Genomic DNA, 24,415 nt, shown 5'->3' on the forward strand with positions numbered 1-24,415 from the left:
CTTTTGGTTAAATTTAGATGACCTTAACTGATATACTTTAAACAACCTTTAGAATTCCAGAGCCCCCAGTATGCTCCGACATCTCCTTCATCCCCTCTCTTCCAGGCTTCATCAAACGAAGAAAAGTAAAACATGTCGACCTTATCTTCTCCGGCCCAGTTTTGCACATTCACAAAGTAGCGTAATGCATTGGTATCCGAAGGTACTGAATCGCCAAACTGTTTACCCGCATTGGGCCAGCCAGTTTCTGTAACGATGACTGGCTTATCACCCGCCGCCTTCTTAACACGTTGATACATGTCCTTAATATATAGCAAAGCGTAATCCGAGTGGCACCCCTCCCAATAAGGATAACAATTTGCCAGGATAATGTCGCATGCATCTGTAAGTTTCGGTCGGTTACAAAATTCGTAATAGGCATCTACATAACCTACCTGACAATCGGGTAGCTCACGCTTTGCTAATTGAATGAATTCAAGTAGCACATCCTCAGACATTTCGTTACGGTAAAGAACTTCATTTCCTACTGCCACGATGTCGGCAAGTCCTGCTCGACCAATCTCAAGTAAATTATCCATTTCCCGTCGGTTCTTATCATCATCTTTTCCAAGCCACGCACCGACCATGGTCTTCAGTCCCATCTCTTTGGCGATTCCCGGAATGAGTTCATTTCCGTCGGTACAGGAAAAGGTTCTAATCCATTTAACATGAGGCTGGATGATACTCAATCGCTCTCGGATCTGTGCTTCACCAATCACATGACCCGGCCCCTGCCCTTCCGTATAGGCACTGAAAGCTATCCCGTGCAAACCAAGATCAAGCACACCGGAAAAGGCACTTAACAGCTCTTCTTGGGACACATTCGACGAATGAAGTCCTGATAAAATTTTAATACCTTCGATGCTAACTGACATTTATATGATCTCTAATTTTTTTTAATTTAATAGCGGCTACGAGTAATCGATATCACAGTCCGCGGCTTAAGGTTAACGCTGATAGACGCGGACATAATCCACCTCCATGCGCAGAGGAAAGGTCTTTTCGGACTTCGAACAACTCTGGAGAAACAGGGATAGCAGGAAAGCAATCGCCATAAGCTGGTTTCCGGAATTCGAGTTTTCTTGGGAGGCACACATTGAGTAGATTTTTAAGGTGCAATATAATGCAATTATTAAAGCCTGATCAATCTTTAATTTACAGAGATACAGCTTAACTCAAACTAGCGCGGCCGAAGATTTTCCAATAATCGTCTGGCCTGAAATCTGAATATGCCTGCGTGGTGCGGTCGGGTTCTCAATGGTCCTTTTCAAACACACTATAGACGAGATCCCCAGGTCTTTGAATGCCACCCTTACAGTGGTGATTTGCGGAACTCCATGCGGACGAATAATTCCATCAAACCCAGTCACCGAACAGTCCCCCGGAACAGAAACACCGTGTTTTTTTAGTTCATTCACCAGATGGTAGGCCTGGTGATCAGCCGCACAAACCCAGGCCGTTACCCCTCGCTTCACAAATGCCGCAACTTTGACCCCCAGGCCTTCAAGGCTGATTTGTTCATCATGACGTACGTTCAGCACCAGCTTGGGATCAAACTCCAGACCGAGCCGATACAAATATTCAACGTAGGCTCCAAGCCGCCTTTCAACCCAGGGAGCATCAATGGCATATTTCCAACTTAGAAAGCCGATTCGCTGATGCCCCAAATGATGCAAATGACGCACCATGGCGCCAATACCACGTGTCTGATCCGGGTTAACGGAATCCAATTCAAGCTCATCGTAATGATCTAACACCGAAACGGTCGGAAACTTGGTCATTAGATTTCTCACCGCTTCGGTATGAAAGGGATAAATCAACACCACTCCCTTCCAGGTAGAAGAGTTTCCATTGGGTACAATTTTACGCGGCCTTGGACCCGGTAAAAAACTGGAGGGCTCAACATAGTGAACCTCTATAAGCAATTTCTCGGCTGCCGCTTTCTCGCTGATGCCATTGATGATTTCAGCGGCGGTATCGACCTGTTTTTTTGCCGATTCATCCACGCCAACCAAGACCGATATGGTATTGCGCGCAGATTTTTTGGGCGATTGGGCATTTCGAGGGGCGGAGTAGCTGTAGCCAAGCTTCGCTGCCAACTGAAATACTTTGGCCCGTGTTTGCGGATTGATCTTCGGATGATTGGTGAAACATCGAGATACCGTGGTACGCGAAAGGTTTAACTTCTCTGCGATGGTTTGTTGATCTACTTTAGCCAATGGTGTGCTTCTCGTTAGGGGTTAAATTTTAGTTCAGATTAATTTGTTGGAAGAAACCAGAAAAAAAGCCGCCGTCTCGTTAAAGACAGCGGCTTATTAAGTAGATCAGTTACTTTTAAAAATAAATTCCAAACTGCAACCGCCACGACAATCCGGGAGCATACAACAGACCATATTGGTCGGTATCGTCTAAAAGATTATCGACGTTCAACTGAGCAAAAACCTCATTCTTGTCATTGAACATAGTGCTATACTTCACCATTCCGTTCAACGTCAGACGGGCATCCGTAACGGCCTGAATTTTCTTACCGGACTCGTTCTGCTTTTTCTGTCCTGCGGTCGTGAAGGCAGATGCATATTCTCTTTCACTTTCCCAGGCACCACCCAGAGCAAATTGCCAGCCTTTCATGGCCGAATCTTCATCCATGCGGATCGTGCCCCAGAAAGTCATGGCATGCTCGGGGGTGTCATCAAGTGATTCACCTTTTCCGTAGCCGATACCCGACCATGTTCCGGTGTCTTGACTGGGCTGTCCACCGCTGCCTCCTGGATAAACTTCTTCGTTTGAGAAAGTGGAAAGCCCCCAGTTTGTATTTGGGAAGTACCACTCGGCCCATCGGTCCCAGTTGCCATCCGTATAATCGTAGGTGGCAAAATTACCTGGATTGAGAATTTCTCTTTCAACATTGGAGTAATTAAAAATGAACTGCATGTTGTCGGTGGGTGATAGCATAATCTGCATTTCCCACCCGCTGGACTGGTCAGAAATAGTCTGGTAGAAGTCACCACTAGACCAGTCCATTCCTGCTGTGTTAACCAACGGGTCGTCGAAACCATTATAGAGCCATCCCGGCCAGGGATCCAGGTCCGTCCTCTGTTCAATCGGCAGGGCAAACTCTCGGTTAAGCGCTGCGAATACGCCGTCCAGAAATGCAGCCCCATCAGCTTCGGATCCATTGATATACCATAGGCCTGTATTTTCGTCCCGCCATACTGCTCCCGACGCTCTGGCGGCCAGGTATTCGGGCAATGCTGCCTGAAGATAGCGGTTATCAGTTTTGATCTGAGGATTGAAATCGTCGAGACGGTAAACAATGTCTGCATTGCGATCAAAATCACCGCGAGCTGGTGCGGGTGCCCACCAGTAACTGAAAGGGACTCCCTGCCTTTCAATTTTAAAGACGCTGGTTGTGGCCGCCAGTTTTCCATCGAAGAGGCTTAGCTTTAAACCAACCTCTTCAGACTCAGCTGTAGCGGCATTCAAGGGAATACCATAGCCGTCAACACGTCCTTCAAAATTGGGCTGAACTCCCTCTGAACCCAATGCAAACAGAGTCACCCCATTGAATACTTCATAACTGACTCCCCATTGAGCACTATCATGAGACAACTCGGGGCTTGAGCTCGTAAAATCGGAGCTCGGGTTCCGAAAATCGGTCCGACCGGCCTCAACGGAGTTTGTGTCTTTACGTAATCCCGCCACCACAAACAGGCGGTCATTGAGAAATCGCCCTGAGTATACCAGGTATTGTCCCTCATTGGTAGCGTCGTTCGTCGAACGAAAACTCGGAGTCATCGGTTCATCGATAGCACCGTCACCCTGGATGCCGAATTGAATCGGCGAAGGATCGGTGGGATCTTTCCAGTTCCAACCATCGCGGATGGGATCGAGGGGTTCACCGGTTACCAGTCCCCGGGCTTCGGTTCCGATACCAAAAATATCATTTTTCGCATTCTCATACATGTATCCCGCCAGGAAGGAATGCTCCGAATTAAGCCACTTCGAGTCTTCGAAAATCCGCTTAGAATAGGTCATCTCCACACGGGCCTGGTCGCGGTCAGTATCTTCCTCAATTTCAGACCAGGAATATTGAAAACTGGCATTCTCTACCTCCGCTTCCACATCCGTGGAGGATCCATCAATAATCTGGCGGGCGGTTATTGTTTTGCGTAGTGACTCAGGACCCGAATTCTGTGAGATTCCACCAAAAACATCCCGAAAACTGAAATCAGCACTGGCTGTATTGAAACCAGCTTTAAAGTAGAGATTTTCCACTATTTCCTGAGTGAGGTCCAAAAGTATATTAGAGGACTCGGTATTCAGATAGGTGTCGGGGCCCGACCACCGGAAAGTGCGAATATCCTTACCCGGAAATTCTAAAAATCCAAATGTCTCCAAACGATCGGTCTGAGTGATGGGGATACCTTCGATGCTCGGAGCGCGAACACTTAGGAACCCAATTCCACTCGATTCCGCCTCTCCGAATTCCAGGTCAAGGAGGATACTTGTCCTGGAAGAAGGGGTCCACAAAAAGGAAGGGGAAGCAAACCAGTGAGTGCTATTCTTAAGGTCGGTATAGTCGTCACTATCCTCCCAGGCAAAATTGACCCGGTAGGCAAGCCCGTTATCCGGGTTTCCTAAAGGACCGGTTACATCCGCGGTTACGCGATAAAGATTATCCGACCCGACGGTGACGCCATAATGTTGGAAGGGTTCGAGTAGCGGTTTTTTGGCTACATAATTTACCAGTCCACCAAAGTTTCCGATACCATACAATAGAGCAGACGGACCGCGAATTACTTCTATACGATCGATGTTGACTGAATCGGTGGCAAACTGTCTCCGGAATCCATTGCGAAGCACGTTGTCGGTCACAAACCCTCGCACCTTGAAAGAGGTCTCTGATTTATTATCCGTGACACCCTCCGGACTGTTTACACCTCCGATTCCTGAAAACGAGTCTGCGTTAAGCGCATCATTTTGGGATTGTAGAAGGATGCCAGCGCTGTAACGGAGAGATTCGCGCAGGTCAGTTGATCCTGTGTCTTCGATAAACTCAGAAGTCAGCACTTCAATCGACAGGGGAATGTCCTGAATGGCGGCACTTACCCGAGTCCCTGAAATCGCATTAGTGGCAAAGTAGCCAGAATCGGTCGATTCATCGATTTCGAAAGGGGAGAGAACGTATATATCGTTTTCTTCCTCTTCGTCGTTTTGAGCCGAGGCCGCAGGCATTAGAAATCCAGAAAGCAAAATACTCGCTCCAAATAAAAAAAGGATGCGTCGTGGGTAGCCTATAGAGGTAGTTGATTTAATCTTCATAGTAACTGATATTTTTGGTAACCGCGCAAATTCAATAATTCGCCAGAATTGCCACATTTCCGCACCAGTGTCAGAGTATATCTGGATACAGTCAAGGATTTTATTGCATCATTGTGCACCTTAATATTTATTCCTTTATATCTGCTTACCAATTCCTTATGGAGTTATTGATAGACATTCAATGAACTTTTTATTAATTTATGTTTGCATTTAATTGCATCTTATTTGATTTTCCACCCAGCACAAGGGGAGAGATAAAGTTCCTTCGCAACCCATCTATGTTTTGTACTCACGCATGCAAGTTTCAAATAACGATAGTAACATCCTTCCGTCCCTAAACTGGCCGAAAAGCGGATGCCCGAATCTCCTCCAGGAAAAAAAGAAACGGTTCCTGGAAGTGGATGGGGTACACCGCATGCCAGATTTTCTAATCAACCTGGTTAGTCCAAAGGATCAGTGGATGTACATCACCAGCAATGGTGCGTTGACGGCAGGTAGGGTAAATTCTGACCACGCGCTATTTCCATATTACACTCAAGACAAATTGATGGATCTGGAAGAGACCACTGGAAGCTTCACTTCCATTTGGGTTTATGGAAAATCCCCTGGGAGTGACTGTAACTGGAAACCGTTTTCAAAAGACCGAGGACAATTTGGCGCCATAGAGCGCACCGTTTACAAAAGCCCTGAAGGTGACGAGATCATATTTGAAGAGACTAATACAACATTGGATCTACAGTTTTCGTATCACTGGTCTTTCAGTTCAAAGTATGGATTTGTGCGCCAAATTGAACTCCTCAACACTGGGGCAACTCAAACCAAAGTTAGAATACTCGACGGCCTCCGGAACCTGGTTCCCCATGGCTTCAATCAGAATTTTTTAAATCGCTTCAGTAATCTCGCCGATGCTTACAAGAAAAGTGAACTATTGGATCCTGAAAAAATCGGCATCTATTATTTAAGCTCTATCCCTACGGATCGGGCAGAGCCAAGCGAGGGGCTCAAGGCAACTGTCGCCTGGTCGCTTAACTATGATGCCGATCAGGTGCTACTTAGTGAAGGTCAGCTGGACGCTTTCTCATCCAACCAGCCGGTCTCTAACGAATCCGATGTGCGTGGTCAAAAGAGCTGCTACCTCTTGTCGAAACATGCGACGCTGGAGGCAGGCGAGAGTTTCCAAGGCTGGATCGTGGCAGACATCGATCAAGACGCGGGCGAAATAGAACAACTGAGACGTGAACATGAAGATCCTGCAAGATTGGCCGATTCACTTCAGGAAGATATAAAAAAAGGCCACCACGATCTGCAGATAAAACTGGCTGCCGCAGACGGATACCAACTCACCAACGATTCACGTCGATGCTCAAGGCATCTCTCCAATGTGTTATTCAACATTATGCGGGGTGGAATCTTTGCGAACAATTACGAGATCTCAAAAAACGATTTTCTCAGGCACCTGCAGAATGTAAACGTGCCGGCGTATTTAAAATTCGACAGCCTGTTAAAACAGCTTCCCGAAACCCTGCGTCTAAACGAGTTTCTCGATAAGGTTAAGGAGACAGCCGATTCAGATCTACTTCGGATCGCAGTAGAATATCTGCCATTAACATTTAGTCGACGGCATGGGGATCCCAGCCGACCTTGGAATGCCTTCTCGATCGAAACTACAGACGCCGAAGGAAACCCAATACTTACTTATCAAGGAAACTGGAGAGACATCTTTCAAAACTGGGAAGCCCTCGCCTACTCTTTCCCCGAGTTTCTGCAGGGGATGATTTTCAGGTTTCTAAACGCGACGACCATCGATGGCTACAACCCCTATCGCTTGACCAAGGAAGGAGTAGACTGGGAAATCATCGAACCAGATGAGCCTTGGTCAAACATAGGCTATTGGGGTGATCATCAGATTATCTATCTACTCAAGCTACTTGAACTCTCCGCCCGATACAGTCCAAAGGAGCTGGTAGAAGTCCTCGGGGTTCCATCATTCGTCTGCGTGGACGTGCCTTATAAAATTGGTAGCTTTTCAGAAATCTGGAAAGATTCGCGAAACACAGTTACCTTTGACGAAGAAAAACAGACAGCAACGGAGGAGCGAGTCGCAAACCTGGGCACGGATGGGAAACTATTAGCAAACAGAGATGGAACTATTCTTAAATTTTCGTTACTTGAAAAACTATTGATCCCCCTACTTTCAAAGATCTCCAACTTCGTTCCCGAGGGAGGTATTTGGATGAATACCCAACGACCCGAATGGAACGACGCGAACAATGCGCTGGTGGGGAATGGATTGTCGGTCGTAACCCTGGGATACATTCACAGGTACCTAGATTTTCTGATTTCATTTTTAGATAACGACTCTTTGCCACATACTTTCCAGTTCTCGGCACCGGTTTCTCAGTTTCTGGAAAGACTCCAGCAAACACTTTCAACTCACTCGGCAAAACTGAACCGCCCATTTAGTGACAGCGAACGATATGAAATAACGGAAGCACTCGGCCAAGCAGGATCAGACTACAGAGAGCAAGTCTACGCCAAAGACTTCGAAACGGAGGGCAAATCCATCGCGCTCAACAACGTGCTCACATTTTTCAAGACAACAAAAACATGGATAAAGCACTCATTGGATGCCAACAGAAGAGAAGACGGCTTATACCATTCCTACAATTTATTGAAGAAGGCACCCAACTCCATTGGAGTCGATTATTTGTATGAAATGCTCGAAGGGCAGGTCTCAATTCTAAGCTCGAAAAGCCTCAGTGCAAACAAAGCAGCCGACCTTCTCGATACGTTAAGAAAAAGCTCAATATACCAGGAAGAGAGAAACAGTTACATGCTTTATCCCGACCGCGCTCTACCGACCTTTCTCGAGAAAAACATAATTGATAAGGAGCAGGTTGATGCGTCTAAAATAATTGAACATCTTCTGAAATCAAAGAACAAACAAATCGCTTACACAGACGTTCGAGGTCAAGTGCGCTTCAATGGTAGTTTTAAAAATACAGGAGATCTGAGAGAGCATTTGCAGCTATTGAAACAGGATGTTCTCTCCGGGTTCAAAGAGGAGGAGTTTAGCAAACTCGAAACCATTTTTGAAAACACCTTTCAGCATGATTCGTTTACAGGAAGATCGGGAACTTTCTTCGCTTACGAAGGCCTGGGCAGCATCTATTGGCACATGGTCTCAAAACTACTTCTAGCCATTCAGGAAAACTACCTCGTAGCCAAACAACTGGAAGCGGATGAAGATATATTCCAGCGCTTTAAGCATCATTACAATGAAACTCTAGAAGGATTGGGAATCTATCAAGAACCGGCCGAATATGGAGCGTTTCCATCTGACGCTTATTCCCATACACCTAAACACGCTGGCGCTCAACAGCCAGGAATGACCGGTCAAGTAAAGGAGGATATTCTGATCCGTTGGGGAGAGCTAGGCATACAAATCAGGCAATCTTGTTTAAGTTTTGAGCCAAAACTCCTTCGTCAAAGTGAATTTCTTGATGAACCTGCCGAATTCGCATATTACACGCTGGATGGCACCGAAAAACATTTAAAATTGAAATCGGGAGAACTGGCATTTAGCTACTGCCAAACACCGGTTGTTTACGAGTTGTCGGATACGAGTGGAATAACCGTCACACGCGTCGATGGTTCATCAGAAGTTCTTCAAAATAATCAACTCACAAAAAAAATCAGTCGGGCAGTCTTCGATAGATCAGGGGAGTTAGAGAGCATTCGGATTCGCATTCCCGAGAATTCCCTCTTGAGGTGAAGAGTTCTTCTAATTGAAGTTGAAGGGTTGTTGAACCCGAATACAGGTGGGTTTCCCATCTCGAAGAGGAGACTCAAAAGAAGTTCCGCGCATCGTTAATAATCCGCTCATGGAGACATCCTCATCATCGCTACGAATGACACGCGGGAAATGGACCTTCCCTTCCGGTCCGACGTAGAATTCAACCAAGCAACTGCCTTGGGGACGGACACCCTCCTCAGACGAGTAAATCCTAAGTTTTCCTTCTTTAATTTTAAGAGGCGTATCCAAATCCTTGGGCTTACTTAGTTGATACACAAACCGACCAGGCGCGACTTGGTAGAAGCGTCTCGCGGCGGCATCTGAAGCACTATCGCCGAAGGGAACAATTCCCGAACCGGACTGCCAAATACGTTGTTCAACATCAAAGAAATTTACGTAGACAGCCGCTTTTGAACGAGTCGGAGAGCCATTCACCACAGCCGGACTAAATTTGGCCTCGTGGATCGCTTTCAGAGCTGGCGACAGTAAGCCGTTGTGAGAGGCTTCAACTGGCATCGAATCGAGAATGGAACCCTGGTCGTCTACCTCGATCAGAATCTTGGCATACGGATTGGTTATATGCAAAGCCTTCAATTCATCCGGTATCTGGACCTGCAATTTACCTTCCAAACGGATCGGTTGATCTTCCACTTTCTGGCTAAAAGCAAATGTAGTAACACCAAAAATAATTAGTGAGACCATACAAAAAGTAATTTTCTGATTTGTAACGGTTTTGTTTTTCATAATGCATACGAGAGCTTTGCGACAATTAACCGGTGAAATCGAAATAGCGACTCACGATAATTTACATGTCAAATGGATCAGATTCAACCATGCATATCCGCTTCGACATTTGCTTCAAGTTGATTGATATAAAAGAGGTTCTATTGTGGAGTTACGAGTGCTAATACCCTTGGCCAAGACAATTTGTTTCAGAGTTTGTACTTCTTTCCCAAGACACCGTAGCAAACAAACGGTGGACCATTGCTTATGGTTGTTTAAGAATCCGAATGGAAGGATGGTTTTGTTCGAAATCCTGCAGGGCCGTTTCGTCTGCAAATGAGAGTCCGGTCGAAAGTGCATCCGCCTCCGTGGCGGTGGGAGCGATCACCGAAAGGCTCTGCCAATGCGTTTTAGGCAGCCCACTGAAAGGGTCGATGAGGTGATGGTAGTTTCCATCGTTAGAAAAGAGACTTCCGTAACTTCCACTCGTCGCAAGTGCTGTGTTATCCACTTCCGCCGTAAGGACCAATTCGCCAGGTTTGGAAGCATCCTTGATTCCGATTTTCCATGGACGTTGCTCCGGATGACATCCGATTGCCCGAGTCTCGCCAAGTTCTACCAAGGCGTGCTGAAAGCCCTCCTCTTTCAGTATGTCGGTTACCCGGTCGGTGATAAATCCTTGAGCAATTCCGTTGAGTGTTAGGCAGGAACCGGGTTGATCAAATTGGATGGAAGAAGAGTCGTAGTTAAGATGACACCAACCCACTTTTTCAAGCGCCTCCTGGACGGTCGAGCTATTGGGTCCGGTAGTCGCATTTGGAAATTTCCTGAAATGGTCCGAGTAAACCGACCAGAGCGGTTGGACGGTTGGATCAAAGAGCCCACCTGTAATTCTATGAGCTCTTTCTACGGCCTTGAGCAGTGGAAGCCAGTCCGCAGAGGGCGAGTTCAACCGACCGTTCACGTTGAGGCGAGACAACTCTGATTCACCATCATAGATACTGAATAGAGACTCCAGCCGACGCATCTCTTTGAAACACATTTGCAGTACCGCCTGGGCAGTTTTTGGAGCATCCGTAAAAAGGGTAAAGTTGCCAACTGCCCCAAGCGTGTAACCTTGCCATCGAACAGGGTGCAGCCGCTGAGAGTTAGTCAGGCCATCGGCCAATTGCCAGAGCGACAAACCGGCTGCGTGTGTCGCCACAATTTTTATGAAACGCCGACGTTGCATCAGTTGTCGGGTGAAATCGTTTGGCTCCGAGACTTGCGCAGCCAGCCTCCGATTCCGCTAGAGATTAAGATCACAATAGCGATTGCGGTCAGGTCCATAGCCGTGCGACCTCCCCAACCTAAAAAGCGACCGGAATGCACATCGAGAAGAAAACGATATAGTGAAACCCCTCCACCTTGGTAGGCCAAAAGTAAGGCAGACTCTTGACTCGGATCGAGCGCAATGGTTTCCAGTGGCTCGACAGTATAAGATCCTTCGTAGGGCTTGAAATTGAGCCAATCCTCGTCCGCGATCCAGTTTCCATTTTCAGCCACCAGAACCGCCCGACCATCTGAAGTATAACCCATGGCTGTCAAATTTTCGAAGGGCAGTTGCCTGGTTCCAAGCGTTTCGACCCACTCCCCATCAACCGTGAACATTATAAGATACGGAACCGTGACCACCACGTTGATCGGTTCACCTTCGAAGATCCCAACTATTTTTCCGCTATCGGTAATGGGTTTCTGGTTTATAAAAATTCTATCGTTAACCACGCTCACGGTGTTCTTATCATTTAATCGATAGGATTGAATAGCCTCGCCTCCGACCATCCCATAGCGCTTGAGAATCGTGCTGTTTCGTATTTTTACATGATCCATTCGAAACCACTCCGTATGATTAAGGGCGAAGCCTGTGATCGAAAGGATGAGAAGAAAAGTCGCAGACAGAAATCCCAACCAGCGGTGGAAAGCAAGGATTGCACGTTTGCCTGGAAGGTGAAATTTCATGGCTCGACTTGTTCAGAGAGAAAAAGGGCCAGACGGGAGAGCCGTGTCAGGGCATTGACCGAAAGAGTAGCCCCACTAATGCCGTCAATTCCTTTATCCAGTTTTTGTTTGTCATCCAGTTGAAGCCCATTGAATTGATCGGTAAAGAAGGAGTACTGCACTTCCTGGCCGTGACTCTCCCTATAAATAAGGACCTGCATTTCCAATAATTCCCCTTCTTCAATCAAAAATCCGGCGGTGATCGGTTTGACCTTTCCGATCTCTTCAAGAATCCATGCCGTGCGGTTATCCTTCTGCCAATAGCGGATGCGGAGTCCACTGAAATCGCGACTGAGAATTTTCTTTATCGAAGCTTTAAGTTCCTTGTTTAGCCAAAGAAGTTTTTGCTCAGGCTCTCCTTCAAAACTACGTTTGATAAATGCGTTGGGTTCCAGATAAACGACTTCGGCTGACCATGCTGATTGGACGAACAAAGTCAGAAGACCTATAAGAAGGAGGGGAGTTGTCCGTCGTCGAATCATCGAAAGAATAAAGGAACGCAAAGCAGAGAGTACTTCAAGGCAATCACCGTTCGTAATTAAACCACCTAAAACTGGTAACCCAGGCCCAAGTTGAAAGCGGTACTGCCCTTTCCACGCAGTTGCCTGGATTTTGAAATGTCCTGTAAATCGACTTTGAATACAACCTGATCGGTCGGCCAATAATTAATCCCCAATTCACTAATCTCATTGAAGCTGAGGAAAGATCCGGTGAAATATTCGTATTCGCTATATCGAATATAAATACCGAGGTCACCAAATTCATCGCTCAATTCCCAGCGGTAGGACGGCTCGAAATAATAGCCATATTGTGTTTCGGCATCAGCGTTGGTCGTTCCATCCAGGTCCCAATGCGAGTAAAGCGCCCGAAGGCGAAAGCCGCCACTCGAATAGTCCGCATGAGCTGAAGTGAGAAGGCCTGATACATCGACACTAGAACTTTGAGAGAGATTTCCTTGATGGAAGGCAGACAAACCCAACTCCAGACCAGCGACACCGGTATACTTGATACGTCCGACGAAGGCCGCTTCGTTGTTGATTGCTTGGGCGACTTTTTGGCGGCCACTTCGAATGTTGCCGCTTGGGCCGACATCAAGTCCGGAGACGACTCCACCCTCGACGGACATTCCGTTATCAAAGCGGTAGGTGCCTTTGATTCCAGCTTCCCACCAGGTTGACGGAATAATCCGGGATTCTACGTTATTTCGTTCGACCCCGTAAAAAGTATTAGGCTCATGGATTTCATTGATGATACCTATGGGCATGAGGAATAACCCGGCGTCGGTGCTAAAATTCTCACTCCAATCCATTCGAATAAATGCTTGCTCGAGTTCAACCTCACCAGGTCCGTCCGCAGAGGATAGCGCGTGTTCGAGTTCGAGTTCCGAACTGAACGTGATCCAATCATTGAACTCGTGGTTGAAGAAAAGCACGAACCGATGGAAATCGATTTGATCACTGGCATTACTGAAAAAGTTCGCATGCAGCTCGCCATACCCACCAATGGAAGTTTTATCCCACCATCCTAGACCACCGGAACCGCCATGGCCCATTTCTTCAACCGCCAGAGCGGTAGCTTCCAACTGCTGACGAGTAACTTGTACTTCCTCGCGAGCGGTCTCAGCTTCTGTCTTCGCGCTAGCCACCGCCAGTTTCGTGCCTTCTACCGCGCTGCTCGTTGCAGATACTTCTTTTTTGTTGGCTTCCACCATCGCAGTGAGCTCAGCGATTTGCTTCTGCTGAGCCTGGATTATGCGCCACATTTCCTCCACAGACGGTGTATCTTGGCCTGACAAAGAGCAAATTGCAGATAATGCCATCACTAACCCAGTCGGGATCAATTGGTATAATTTCATATTAAATCAGAGGTCTTCAAAATGGAAAGTTGAGTTTTAAAAAGGACGGAAAACAGAGAGTCAATAAATTTATGAGATTGAATCTCATTTTCATTAGAGTCGCTCAGGTCGGATCATTTACTCACAATGAGAGGAGTTAAAAATCTTCAGATACCACTAGTATGGCAGAAGGAAATAGGGGACGGTCTTGTCAGGCGTCAGGTTGTTATTATTCTTCTTTAGCCGGAAACATCAGAATGTCGCACACTGGCGCCATCGATACCCTGCACTTGAATGCAAAACTAGCCGCGCTTCCTAAAAAGCATAAACTGATTCCCCTCTGTATCCACGCACATAGCGAGGTGCGGAGGCTCTCCATTTTCCGGCTTCGGCTCGTTGGTTAATTCCCCTCCGGCGTCAACCACTTCAGCAGCGCCGACCAGAACGTCCGCCACCTGAAAACTCATTCCGGTCCAGGTTCGTTTTCCTTCACCACCACTGTGAATTCCGATGATTGAACCGCATAACTCGAGCTCGGCCATGATCTCAATCTTTTTAGTCACTACCGCCCCAAGAACGGTCGTATAAAACTCCACAGCCCGATCCATATCCGCTGCCCAGATGAGGTATTTAACGCGTTCTACTAGCATAGGCCTAAACTCGGAGACATCTTAGAATCCTGCAAGACCACACTTAAGAATTTCCTCGTGCAGAAGATGGTGTGTATTAACAGGGCACCAACCAACAGATCGCCAGGGGAAATAGGTCGTGGCTCAGAAAGTGAGCTCCCCGCATCTGCTGAACTAACCCAAAAACTATTCCACCCACAAGAGAGGTTCGCGTAATAACCTGTGCTCAAAAATCAAAAGGTCGCTACCGGATATAACCCATGTTTTCCAGTTTCACCAAAATACGATGAGCAGCCAGTTCAGGTGAGAGCTTTTGAGTATCGATTATAATTTCGGCGCTTTCCGGTTCTTCGTAAGGATCATCAATTCCGGTGAATTCCTTAATCAACCCGGCCCGAGCTTTGGCATACAGACCTTTGCGATCCCTCTTCTCACAAACTTCAATCGGAGTAGCGACGAAGATCAGTACAAAGCCTCCAACCGCCTCAATCATTTGCCGGACTTTCCGGCGAGTGACCCGGTATGGTGCAATAGGTGCACACACAGCTATGCCACCATTTTTAGTTATCTCGGAAGCAACATACCCGATGCGTTCAATATTCAAGTTGCGGTGTTCTTTCGAGAACCCCAGCTCGCTGGAAAGGTTTTTCCGAACAAGATCGCCATCGAGCAAAGTTACCTGGCGTCCTCCGATCTCCAGTAACTTGACAAGAAGGGCGTTGGCGATGGTTGATTTCCCGGATCCCGACAAGCCGGTAAAGAATAAGGTAACTCCCTGCTTGTGTTTGGGCGGGTACATTTTTCGCAGTTCCTCCACGATTTCCGGATACGAAAACCATTCCGGCATCTCAAGACCCTCACTCAGACGACGGCGAAACTCGGTCCCGGTGATTGTTTTGATTTTCATGTCCGGGGTAGTCTCCTCAACGGTCATGTATTGAGCCTTATCCTCCACGTAAACCATTTGCTGAAACGGCACCAGGGAGATATCCATTTCCTTTTCGTGTTTGGAAAAAAGTTCCTGCGCTTCGTAAGGACCGTAGTACGGTTGGCCATCCGGTGTTTTCCCCGGACCAGCATGATCGCGTCCCACAATAAAATGCGTGCAGCCAAAATTCTTGCGAATCAGCCCATGCCACACCGCCTCCCTCGGACCAGCCATGCGCATGGCCAGGTTAAGCAGACTTAAGGACGTCGTTTGCTCGGGATATTTTTCAAGAATGCGTTCGTAACAACGAACACGCGTAAAATGATCCACATCTCCCTTGCGCGTCATGCCAACAACCGGATGGATGAGGAGATTTGCTTCGTTTTCATGAGCAGCGCGAAAGGTGATTTCCTGGTGAGCTCGATGCATGGGATTGCGCGTTTGAAACGCCACCACCTTGCGCCAACCCAGTTTGCGGAAGCGTCCTCTAAGTTCGGAGGGAGAATCGCGAAGCAATTTGAAATCGTAATGAGTGGGAGGCTCCAGGCCACTTAGCTTGCCGCCAATATACACATCGTTCGAATGATTCAGTAAGTAATCGACACCGGGATGCGCGTCAATTTCACAACCGTAAACCAGGTTAGCTTCTTCCAGCTTATCCGGTTTCCAGATGTCCTCAACTTTCAAGGTAGCGATAATGACGCCTTCCAGATCGCGAAGGGCAATGTCCTCGCCGGACGTCAGGGAATCGGCGAATTCCTCGGTGACATCCAGATTGATGGGGATGGGCCAAAGAATCTTTGATTTCAACCGCATGTCTTTTAACACACCGATGTAATCCTCCTGATTAAGAAATCCTTCGAGCGGTGAAAATGCCCCGTTTAGTATGAGCTCGATATCACAAAGCTGCCTTTCGGTCATGTCCCAGGATTTGTACTCCCTGGCCTTTATCTTTTCCTCTTCGGCCGTAGATTCACCGAGATACAGCTCTTTTAAAACGCCGCCATGTGGTTCTTTGAATGCTCCCATATTGGATTGAATTAAGGTTACAGATGGTGAGTTGCCAACCGAAGAAACAAATACAGGGCAACCCCTTACAATTGTTATTATTATTCATCCATCCGAATCCTTCAAGTCCGTTTATACAGAGCGGAAAAGTACTTTCAAACAAGCGATGGATAAGTCCGCTAAAACTAAAGGCTTTCGACAAACCGAATCACCAACCCACGTTGCTCAGCAGTTAACCTTTTAAACTCCTGCTTGCTGGCTTCCGCTTCACCGCCGTGCCAAAGGATCGCTTCTTCCACATTCCGAGCGCGCCCATCGTGAAGCAAACGCGTGTGCTTGTTAACCTTAGATAATAAGCCAATTCCCCAAAGAGGTGGAGTACGCCACTCCGTTCCCGAAGCTTCAAAATCGGGCCGACCATCGGCAAGCCCTTTCCCCATATCATGAAGCAGGAGATCTGTGTATGGACGGATGGATTGTTCAGCCAATACAGTAACCGGGTAGTCCTTAGCTGTTTCCAAACGAGGTGTATGGCAGGCAACGCAACGCAACTGACTGAATAGTTCCTTGCCTTGATTAAATTTAGTTCGATCTTCGATTCGCGCCGCTGGAACAGCGAGTGTCTGCATATAAAAAACAACATCCTCCAGGTCTCGATCCGATAACTCAGGAGAACCTCCACTCGGAAACTTTTCCGAAAGGTTCTGGGATTCAGAATAATTTTCCCCGGGAAAAAGTGAATTGGTTATCCCAATATCTCCAAGAAACGCTCCGGCTGTTTGGTCAGTGAGAGTGGCCTTGTTCGCCTTCCAGCCAAAACGGCCGAGCTCCTTCTTTCCTAGGCTCGGACTCCAAACCCAATTAGGTCGCCCCGATATCCCGTCGCCGTCTTTATCATCCGGGTCAGATCGACTTAAAATATCGTCCTTGGATACCGCGTCTAAAAGCCCGAGCCCAAACACGACCGAAGCAACCCTGGGTGAGCTAAGCAATTCAGCATGCGGATCTCCATAAGCCCATTGAGTAAGAGAATAGTTTGGATCCAGCATTTGATAAGATTTTCCATCGGGATAAAATCCGTCTATGATTTTGTATTGAATGCGAACGCTGGCTTCAGGCATAGCGCCGGGCAATGCACGTACGCTGACCTGGGTACCATAAACCGGATCAGGGCGCGGCGAATTATGCTCCGAAGTTCCTGGAATACTTATGCGCATTAACCAGCCATCGGGCACGGCGGTTTCTTCGGGTGGCTGACCGCGGCCATCTTTAAAATGACAGGTCGAGCAGGAACGTACATTGAATAAAGGTCCCAGCCCATCGCGGCCATTTACCTCGGACGAGGCATCTACCCAATTGGTATTGAAGAATGCATTTCCTGCAAAAAAACGCGGATGTTGTTCAATTGGCAAATTCGTTGCCGGAAACCCAAAGGCATTAACAGACTCATCAAAAACGGTAGTCCCACCACCTGTGAGCAAATCGCCAATACAAGGTAAACCAACATTTAGCGTTACGAGTATTGAGCAAACGACTCTTGCTCGTTGGAGCCCAAAAACCATGGCCCGTTATCCGCGTTTCACATCCAGCTCAAGAAGTTCCTCAGCATCAGCCAAAGCGTATACCAAACTCCACAAAGCACTCACTGCTTCTTGAACTTGAACCTGTTTGGGGGATCCATCCGCCGCCACGATAGCCTGGTCGAAAGGTGCCTCGATGGCTTCTACTTTTTCTTTTGCCACATAAAACTTTTGCTTAACTGCATCAGCGGCAGCCTGATCGGCTTCCGCAATTACATCATACAGCCCCTTCCCTTCAACTTGGGGACCATAAACGGGTTTGAAGGCTCCAAATAAAATGGCTTCAAGCCCTTCCATGTTTGCTATAAAATCGAAGTGCGTCGTATCACTAAAACAGGAATGCTCGTCTTCTTGCGACTTTGAACGCAAAGCAAGAGACATACGCTCGGCCGCCAGCTCCCGTCCTGCCAATGAACTAACACCACGCATGACTAATTTCATAAGCGTCGTCGGACGCTTCAGGAAAAAGTCGCCCGAGGCGTTATCGTAATTGGACATGCTCCATTGATCTGCTACCGCCACCAGATGGCTTCGCAACAGTTCCGTAGCCGCGACTAAATAATTCATCCGTCTGTCGGCATTGGGGGCCACTGTGAAATCGGTCCACTTGCGCTGCCCCGGACCATCGACAAACCGATCTTGTCCCCAAAGTAAAAACTCAATCGCATGCCAACCTGTGGATATATTGGTTTCTCCACCAACCACATTCAATTGACGCAACAAGCGACTGTTAATTTCAGGATAATCCTTAAGGTTATTGATAATGCCAGACCCTGGATCATCCTCAGTATAGTCGATGTAGCTTTCATCTATCGGCCACGCATTGATCAGTTCCTCCAGTTCCATCTGATCAATCGGTCCATCCGAAAAACGATAAACTTCCGTCCGCCCATAGACCTTGCGGGCCTCTATCCAGGATTTCTTAAGTTCTCCAAAGGACACTTCTCCCGGTTCCTTCCGGAACCGATACACTGCCATATTAAATCTGACTGTTTCCTTTACCGAGTCCGAATAGAGATACCAGGCAAGCGTTGCATAATTACTAAGAAATTCAAAAGCGATCTCATTTGAAAATGGTTGACCTTCCGGAGTCGGTGGAGCCACCTCGAAATCCGCTCGCAGAACAGGGGCAGGAATCCAGACCAACAGGACAATCAGAATTAAACGCGGGGACATCATTTTTCAATAAGACCTCCAATTGCAATGGAACGTTCCGCACTTGGCAATCTTTGACGTGCTAAATCTCAGATGCCTCTGATCGAAATAGGCGCGGCTTATTTTGCCTCTCGCAACGGCATTTCGTTTTCGCCGTCTACCACACGCTTAATTAGGAAATTGGGACGTCGTAAGACTTCGTGGTAAATACGGCCAACATACTCACCGATGAGACCCAGACCAGTACACAGAACCCCAATTACCAATATCAACGATAGCAAAAATAACCCAATAGAGCTAATCTGAATCTGAAAAAGGAAGGCCGATAAAAAGAGTGCGACTAAGCATATGAAGCCCGTACAAAAGACGCCAAAGCCCAGTAAAGTCAAAGTTTGCAGAGGCCAAAGAGAGAACCCGGTAATCAAATCAAAATTCAGCTCCATAAGGTTAAAGTAGTTATAACGCGATTTCCCGGAACTTCTACCCTCATGGGCTACTTCCACCTCCGCAGGATTCGAAGCGAACTTGTAAGCCAAGGCTGAAACAAAAACTGACCTTTCACGAGACCTCACCACGGCCTTGATTATGGATCCGCTATATGCTCTCAACATGCATCCCTGATCAGTTATGCGTATGTTAGTTATTTTTTCACGAATGTAGTTGTTCAACCGTGAACTCCACCGCCTCATCCAAGAATCTTTTCTGTTACTACGTATTCCACCCACATAATCGTGACCCCTGTCCATCAATTCAAGTAGTTTCGGAATTTCCTCCGGTGGATTCTGTAAATCTGCATCCAACGTTACCGCAATTTTCCCGCGTGCGAATTCAAAACCAGCACAGATGGCATTAAACTGTCCGTAGTTCCCATTGAACTCAACCAACCTGACCTTACCGTGGTAATCCTCACAAAACGCTTCAAGCAAGTCCAGGGAATCATCAGTGCTTCCATCATCAACGAATATTACCTCGTAGCTTCTTCCAAGTGTTTCCAGTACCGCAAGAAGTCGATAAAACAGTTTGGGCAAGCAGTCTTCCTCGTTGAACACGGGAATTACAACCGAGATCTCGGGTGATTGATGATTTTTCATTTTTGAAAAAGATTAATTGAAGTTAAGTAATACTATCAGGGACTAGGAGGAGTGACAGAGGGATTGCCTTCATCGGTTCCCCCGGAGACGGTTTATTACTGATCAACACATAATTTTTGTCCCGAAAAATTAAAAATCCTTTTAGGGCCGGATAATCACGTGCAATCCGCCGGAGATGTTTGCTTCTGGCGACGGCGAATATTCGTGAATCACCTTCCCAACGAATTCGAAAAACTGTTTCTCCAACAAATCGGCTCGAGTGATCTTCTAACGTCAACCCAAAGTTGATGTCCCTCGACCAAGAATCGACAACACTCACTTTCTGATTCAGATAAAACGGAAGATCCTGATGGTAATCAGATAAACAAAACACTTGATCCCCGTCCACTTGCATAGACAGAAGCTTTAATGCAACCGTCTTGGAGGATTTTAGGTCAACGTGCTTCAATAGAGGATTAAGAAGCAACAAGCATACAAACCAGGTTGAAAACGGCACCAACAACACGAGCTTTGTTTTGTATTTGGAAGTTAATACAGAAGTCGCAATCCCACCAACCACGAGAAAAAGGCAAAGACAAACAAACAGACGATCAGCTGCGGGAGTTAAATCTAGACCGCTAAAATGTAGAGCGAAAGGCAAGAGGAGCCCAGGAAATAGTGTCAACAGAGCCGTGGAATGCATGCCAATTTTTAGACCCTTTGGGTGGGAATTGACAAAAATGGCAATCAATAGTGAGAGGGCCGGAAATATTGGAAGAATGTAGGGAATGAGTTTCGAGCTGGAAGCAGAAAAAAAGCCAATGACAAAGATGATCCATATAACGAGGAAAAGAGTTGTTTCTCGTTGCTCGTTTTTCCTCCATCTCGTTTTTAAAAGATCGAAGAGAGTTCCAGGCAAAAATCCAAGCCATGGAATAAGTCCCACCGCACCGTAGACAAAGAAGAACCAGATCGGTTTGTTCCGACCGTGCCCTTCTTCCATGAAACGCAAAAAATGTTCATGGACAAAATAATACCATGCGAACTCTGAATGCTGCTGCCAGGCCAGGAAGTGCCAAGGTCCCGCTATTAGCATAAAAACCAGAATCCCCCAACCCAGATAACAAGGAAACAACTTCTTCCAACGTTGAGTGATTAACAGCCAAACTCCAATGATAGCTACTGGAATGAGCACTCCAATTAGACCTTTGGTCAGAACCGCCAGAGCACTCCAAATATAGAATGCCAGAATCAAGTTTCTCCGCAGCGGGCCCCTTTCCTCGCTGATCGCAACTAAGAAAGTCAGCAGTGCGAATGTAATAAATACGGACACAGCCATATCTATCACAACCAGCTGACTTATTGAAAAGTACATAAGCGAGGTAGATAAAATCGCAACTGAGATAAGACCAACCGAGCGATTATAGAGCCGTCGGCCAGCGACATATACACCTAAGCATCCTGCAAGCGCAAAAGCAGCCGGCCAGAACCGGGCAGCCTTTTCATTCAGTCCACCCACTTTTAAAGCGAGGGCTTGGAGCCAATAAAACAATGGAGGCTTGTCAAAATAGAGCACCCCGTTGACGCGTGGGCTGACCCAACTGCCGTCTTCCAACATTTCACGGGGTATCTCCGAATATCTACCTTCATCGGGATTTCCGAGAGGACGAACTCCATTTGTCCCAAAGAATAGGATACAAAGCAAAAAGCAGATCAAAGTAATATCCCTAAAAACTAACTTTCCGGTATGGGTCACAGCGTATTATATTTTTTCATACATCGGCTAATCCAAAGTATGGTCGCAAATTTATGACCGGAAGCTTAACGTTCCCTTAAGTGTAACAAAAATCTGAAAAGAACTCGTAAGATTCCCTTTAAAGCGGTTTTGGATGGGACTGAAAAAAGTTGATAACAGAATGGGGTATCATTAAGGCTACATTAAGGAAAGAATGGTTTGATTACACGTTACAAATTCACCTGCTAACTTATGAAAGTACTTATAATAGAAGATTCACAGCGTCTGCTACGGTCTTTAACCCACGGCCTTAAAAAGCAGGGATTCTCGGTGGACGCTGCGTCAGATGGACGAGATGGGCTCGATTTTGCGTTGTTCAACAATTACGACGTGATTCTTCTCGACCTCATGCTGCCAGGGATAGACGGCCTCACCATTTTAAGGAAATTGAGGGCGTCGGGAAAGCAGACCCACATTCTCATCCTTTCTGCCAGTGATCAGGTAGATGACCGGATTCGAGGGCTTCGCCTGGGAGCAGATGATTATATGATAAAACCGTTTTCCTTCGATGAACTGATCGCCCGCATTCAGACCTTGGTTCGGAGAAAATATGAAGCCAAGTCTCCCGAAGTCAGCGTTGACGGTGTGATAGTAAACACAGCCAATAAAGAGGTGACCTGCAACGGAAACGTGGTTACATTAACTCCTGGTGAATATGCGATTTTGGAACACCTCATGCTCAACCGGGGACGGGTACTTTCCAAGGATCAATTGTTGGATGCCGTCCACGACAGCGAGTCCTATGCCAGCCGAAATGTGATAGAGGTTCTAGTTTGCAATTTAAGGAAGAAACTCGATCATAACGGGAATCCATCGATTATTAAAACAAAGCGTGGTTACGGCTATCTGATAGATCAAAGCGCATAAAAGTGAAATCGATCCGACATGAGCTAACGGTCCGCCTTTTAATAGGGACATCTCTACTGCTTATCGCAGCGAGTACGGTTCTTTGCATACTTGTTAGGTCTATTCTTTTGGACGGTTTTGATAATAATCTACGAACAAAAGCAAAGACGATCAACGCCCTGACCATGAGGGAAGGGAATCGTATCGAAAGCGAGATTCATGAAGATTCAATGCCTGAGTTTAGCGACGAAGAGAATCCGGAATTCTTTCAAATTGCCTTTCAGGACGGTACAGTGATTAACAGGTCGGAATCCATGGAGGATTTTGACGGATCAGTCCCAGACCTTGGAGAAACCCTTGATGCAATCGGAAACATCAAGTTGGAGGATGGAGAAGAAGGGCGTTATGTCCTGATCAGAACTAAACCCATCAATGAAGTAGAGGTGGATGAGGAGGAGGAAATTGAGGAGGATGAGATCATTTTTGAAATTCCGGCTTCCATAAACCCGGAAGCGGCAACCGTAACTATTTTTGTAGCAAAAAGCAGGGAAGATTTGGACCAAATGCTTGCCTTTATTTTCCTTACCATTGGTGGCATCGACCTACTGATTCTGGCAGGCATTTTTTTAGTCGTTCGAATATCCGTGAACAAGGGATTACAACCCATCGACAACATCAATGCCCAAATAGAGAGCATAGACCCTGACGACTTAGCAAAACGGATCAGCCTAAAGGACCCTCCATCCGAATTGAGGAGCATCATTCAAACGCTGAACGAACTGCTTGAACGTATGGATGAGACCATTGTTCGTGAAAGAAGATTTACCAGCGATGTCGCCCATGAACTCCGGACACCGGTCTCGGAACTTAGAACCGCCTGTGAAGTGGGCGTCATGTCTCTAGAAGACGAGGAAACTACCAGAATATTTTTTGAGGATATCAATGATGTCTCCCAACAAATGGAGAAGATTGTCAGCAACCTGCTTTCACTTAGTCGATGGGATCAGGACGCAACACCCATCAATTATGAAAAGGTGGAATTGGGTGACCTGGTTAGAGATTGTTGGGACCACTGCAAAGCTGAGGCACAAGGGAAAAAGATAGAACTTGATTGCAGGATCGATTCAAAAACCACCATTTCCACTGATAAAGAAAAACTCCAAATGATCCTTCAAAATCTTTTGGAAAACGCAGTAGCCTACAGCGTTCCTGGAAGCCGGATTCGCTGCATGGTTGAACCGGGGAATCCATCCATAAATCTAATTGTGGAAAACCAAGCGGCCAACCTTTGCAGGGAAGATTTGCGTCACCTCTTTGATCGTTTCTGGAGGAAGGACAAAGCCAGGAGTGAGGTAAACCACTCTGGATTAGGATTGGCCATCGTCAAAGCGTTGGCCGATATTATGGATATCGAAGTGCATCCAGAACTGATGGATGATCGATGGTTCCGCATGCGTTTGAAAATCCGCATTTAATACCCGGAGTTGCCGTAGGTTGTAACTTTTTACTCTTCGGGCCCCCGGAGGACACTAAAAAGTACTTCTTTTTACAAACATAACAGAAACCCTGAATTCGTGAGATAAAATTGAATAAAAAGATGGAACCTGTTGGGGTTCAGTGGCTAAAGTAGCCTTGAACATAAAAAACCGAAAC

General features: G+C 46.8%; 18 protein-coding genes. 3 read left to right on the forward strand and 15 right to left on the reverse strand.

Features of this window, described 5'->3' with window-relative positions:
- Window positions 1-23: 23 nt before the first annotated feature.
- The 4 genes from O3C43_11960 to O3C43_11975 form a co-directional block, all read right to left on the reverse strand.
- Entirely contained in the window at window positions 24-914 is an 891-nt protein-coding gene (locus O3C43_11960) for a glycosyl hydrolase family 17 protein (protein MDA1067206.1), read from the reverse strand.
- Between the two features lie 72 nt (window positions 915-986).
- A complete protein-coding gene (locus O3C43_11965) occupies window positions 987-1,136 on the reverse strand; it encodes a hypothetical protein (GenBank protein ID MDA1067207.1) in 150 nt (49 codons plus the stop codon).
- Window positions 1,137-1,214: 78 nt separating this feature from the next.
- Window positions 1,215-2,258: a LacI family DNA-binding transcriptional regulator gene (locus tag O3C43_11970; GenBank protein ID MDA1067208.1), complete on the reverse strand. Its 1,044-nt coding sequence runs from the start codon at window positions 2,256-2,258 to the stop codon at window positions 1,215-1,217.
- Window positions 2,259-2,373: 115 nt separating this feature from the next.
- Window positions 2,374-5,361 carry a TonB-dependent receptor plug domain-containing protein gene (locus O3C43_11975; GenBank protein MDA1067209.1) on the reverse strand — a complete coding sequence of 996 codons (2,988 nt, stop codon included), beginning with the start codon at window positions 5,359-5,361 and terminating at the stop codon, window positions 2,374-2,376.
- A 295-nt stretch (window positions 5,362-5,656) separates the two neighbouring features.
- Here O3C43_11975 and O3C43_11980 point away from each other — a divergent pair, with 295 nt between their 5' ends.
- A complete protein-coding gene (locus O3C43_11980; protein MDA1067210.1) occupies window positions 5,657-9,136 on the forward strand; it encodes a hypothetical protein in 3,480 nt (1,159 codons plus the stop codon).
- Between the two features lie 9 nt (window positions 9,137-9,145).
- On the opposite strand, the gene O3C43_11985 is transcribed toward O3C43_11980, so the two are convergent.
- From O3C43_11985 to O3C43_12035, 11 genes are all read right to left on the reverse strand, one after another.
- Complete coding sequence (locus O3C43_11985) at window positions 9,146-9,859, reverse strand: energy transducer TonB (protein ID MDA1067211.1); 714 nt, start codon at window positions 9,857-9,859, stop codon at window positions 9,146-9,148.
- A gap of 286 nt (window positions 9,860-10,145) precedes the next feature.
- Window positions 10,146-11,084 carry an FAD:protein FMN transferase gene (locus O3C43_11990; GenBank protein ID MDA1067212.1) on the reverse strand — a complete coding sequence of 313 codons (939 nt, stop codon included), beginning with the start codon at window positions 11,082-11,084 and terminating at the stop codon, window positions 10,146-10,148.
- A 26-nt stretch (window positions 11,085-11,110) separates the two neighbouring features.
- Entirely contained in the window at window positions 11,111-11,878 is a 768-nt protein-coding gene (locus O3C43_11995; GenBank protein ID MDA1067213.1) for a PepSY domain-containing protein, read from the reverse strand.
- Window positions 11,875-12,399, reverse strand: a complete 525-nt coding sequence (locus O3C43_12000) for an FMN-binding protein (protein ID MDA1067214.1) — start codon at window positions 12,397-12,399, stop codon at window positions 11,875-11,877. Before O3C43_12000 ends, O3C43_11995 begins: the two co-directional genes overlap by 4 nt.
- 65 nt (window positions 12,400-12,464) lie before the next feature.
- Window positions 12,465-13,772 (reverse strand): porin, encoded by a 1,308-nt coding sequence (locus O3C43_12005; GenBank protein MDA1067215.1) that lies wholly within the window; start codon window positions 13,770-13,772, stop codon window positions 12,465-12,467.
- Window positions 13,773-14,053: 281 nt separating this feature from the next.
- A complete protein-coding gene (locus O3C43_12010) occupies window positions 14,054-14,401 on the reverse strand; it encodes a VOC family protein (GenBank protein ID MDA1067216.1) in 348 nt (115 codons plus the stop codon).
- A gap of 223 nt (window positions 14,402-14,624) precedes the next feature.
- Window positions 14,625-16,337 (reverse strand): bifunctional sulfate adenylyltransferase/adenylylsulfate kinase, encoded by a 1,713-nt coding sequence (locus tag O3C43_12015; protein ID MDA1067217.1) that lies wholly within the window; start codon window positions 16,335-16,337, stop codon window positions 14,625-14,627.
- Window positions 16,338-16,501: 164 nt separating this feature from the next.
- Entirely contained in the window at window positions 16,502-17,878 is a 1,377-nt protein-coding gene (locus O3C43_12020; protein ID MDA1067218.1) for a c-type cytochrome, read from the reverse strand.
- 6 nt (window positions 17,879-17,884) lie between these two features.
- Window positions 17,885-19,075 carry an iron-regulated protein gene (locus O3C43_12025; GenBank protein MDA1067219.1) on the reverse strand — a complete coding sequence of 397 codons (1,191 nt, stop codon included), beginning with the start codon at window positions 19,073-19,075 and terminating at the stop codon, window positions 17,885-17,887.
- 95 nt (window positions 19,076-19,170) lie between these two features.
- The gene (locus O3C43_12030; GenBank protein ID MDA1067220.1) at window positions 19,171-20,142 is read right to left on the reverse strand and encodes a glycosyltransferase; all 972 of its coding nucleotides are present in this window, start codon (window positions 20,140-20,142) and stop codon (window positions 19,171-19,173) included.
- Between the two features lie 22 nt (window positions 20,143-20,164).
- Window positions 20,165-21,838: a glycosyltransferase family 39 protein gene (locus tag O3C43_12035; GenBank protein MDA1067221.1), complete on the reverse strand. Its 1,674-nt coding sequence runs from the start codon at window positions 21,836-21,838 to the stop codon at window positions 20,165-20,167.
- Window positions 21,839-22,108: 270 nt separating this feature from the next.
- Between O3C43_12035 and O3C43_12040 the strand changes: the two genes are divergently transcribed.
- Window positions 22,109-22,783, forward strand: a complete 675-nt coding sequence (locus O3C43_12040; GenBank protein ID MDA1067222.1) for a response regulator transcription factor — start codon at window positions 22,109-22,111, stop codon at window positions 22,781-22,783.
- Between the two features lie 2 nt (window positions 22,784-22,785).
- The gene (locus O3C43_12045; protein ID MDA1067223.1) at window positions 22,786-24,237 is read left to right on the forward strand and encodes an ATP-binding protein; all 1,452 of its coding nucleotides are present in this window, start codon (window positions 22,786-22,788) and stop codon (window positions 24,235-24,237) included.
- The last annotated feature ends 178 nt before the right edge of the window (window positions 24,238-24,415 follow it).

The organism is Verrucomicrobiota bacterium, from assembly GCA_027622555.1.
In the GTDB taxonomy this organism is placed as follows: domain Bacteria; phylum Verrucomicrobiota; class Verrucomicrobiia; order Opitutales; family UBA2995; genus UBA2995.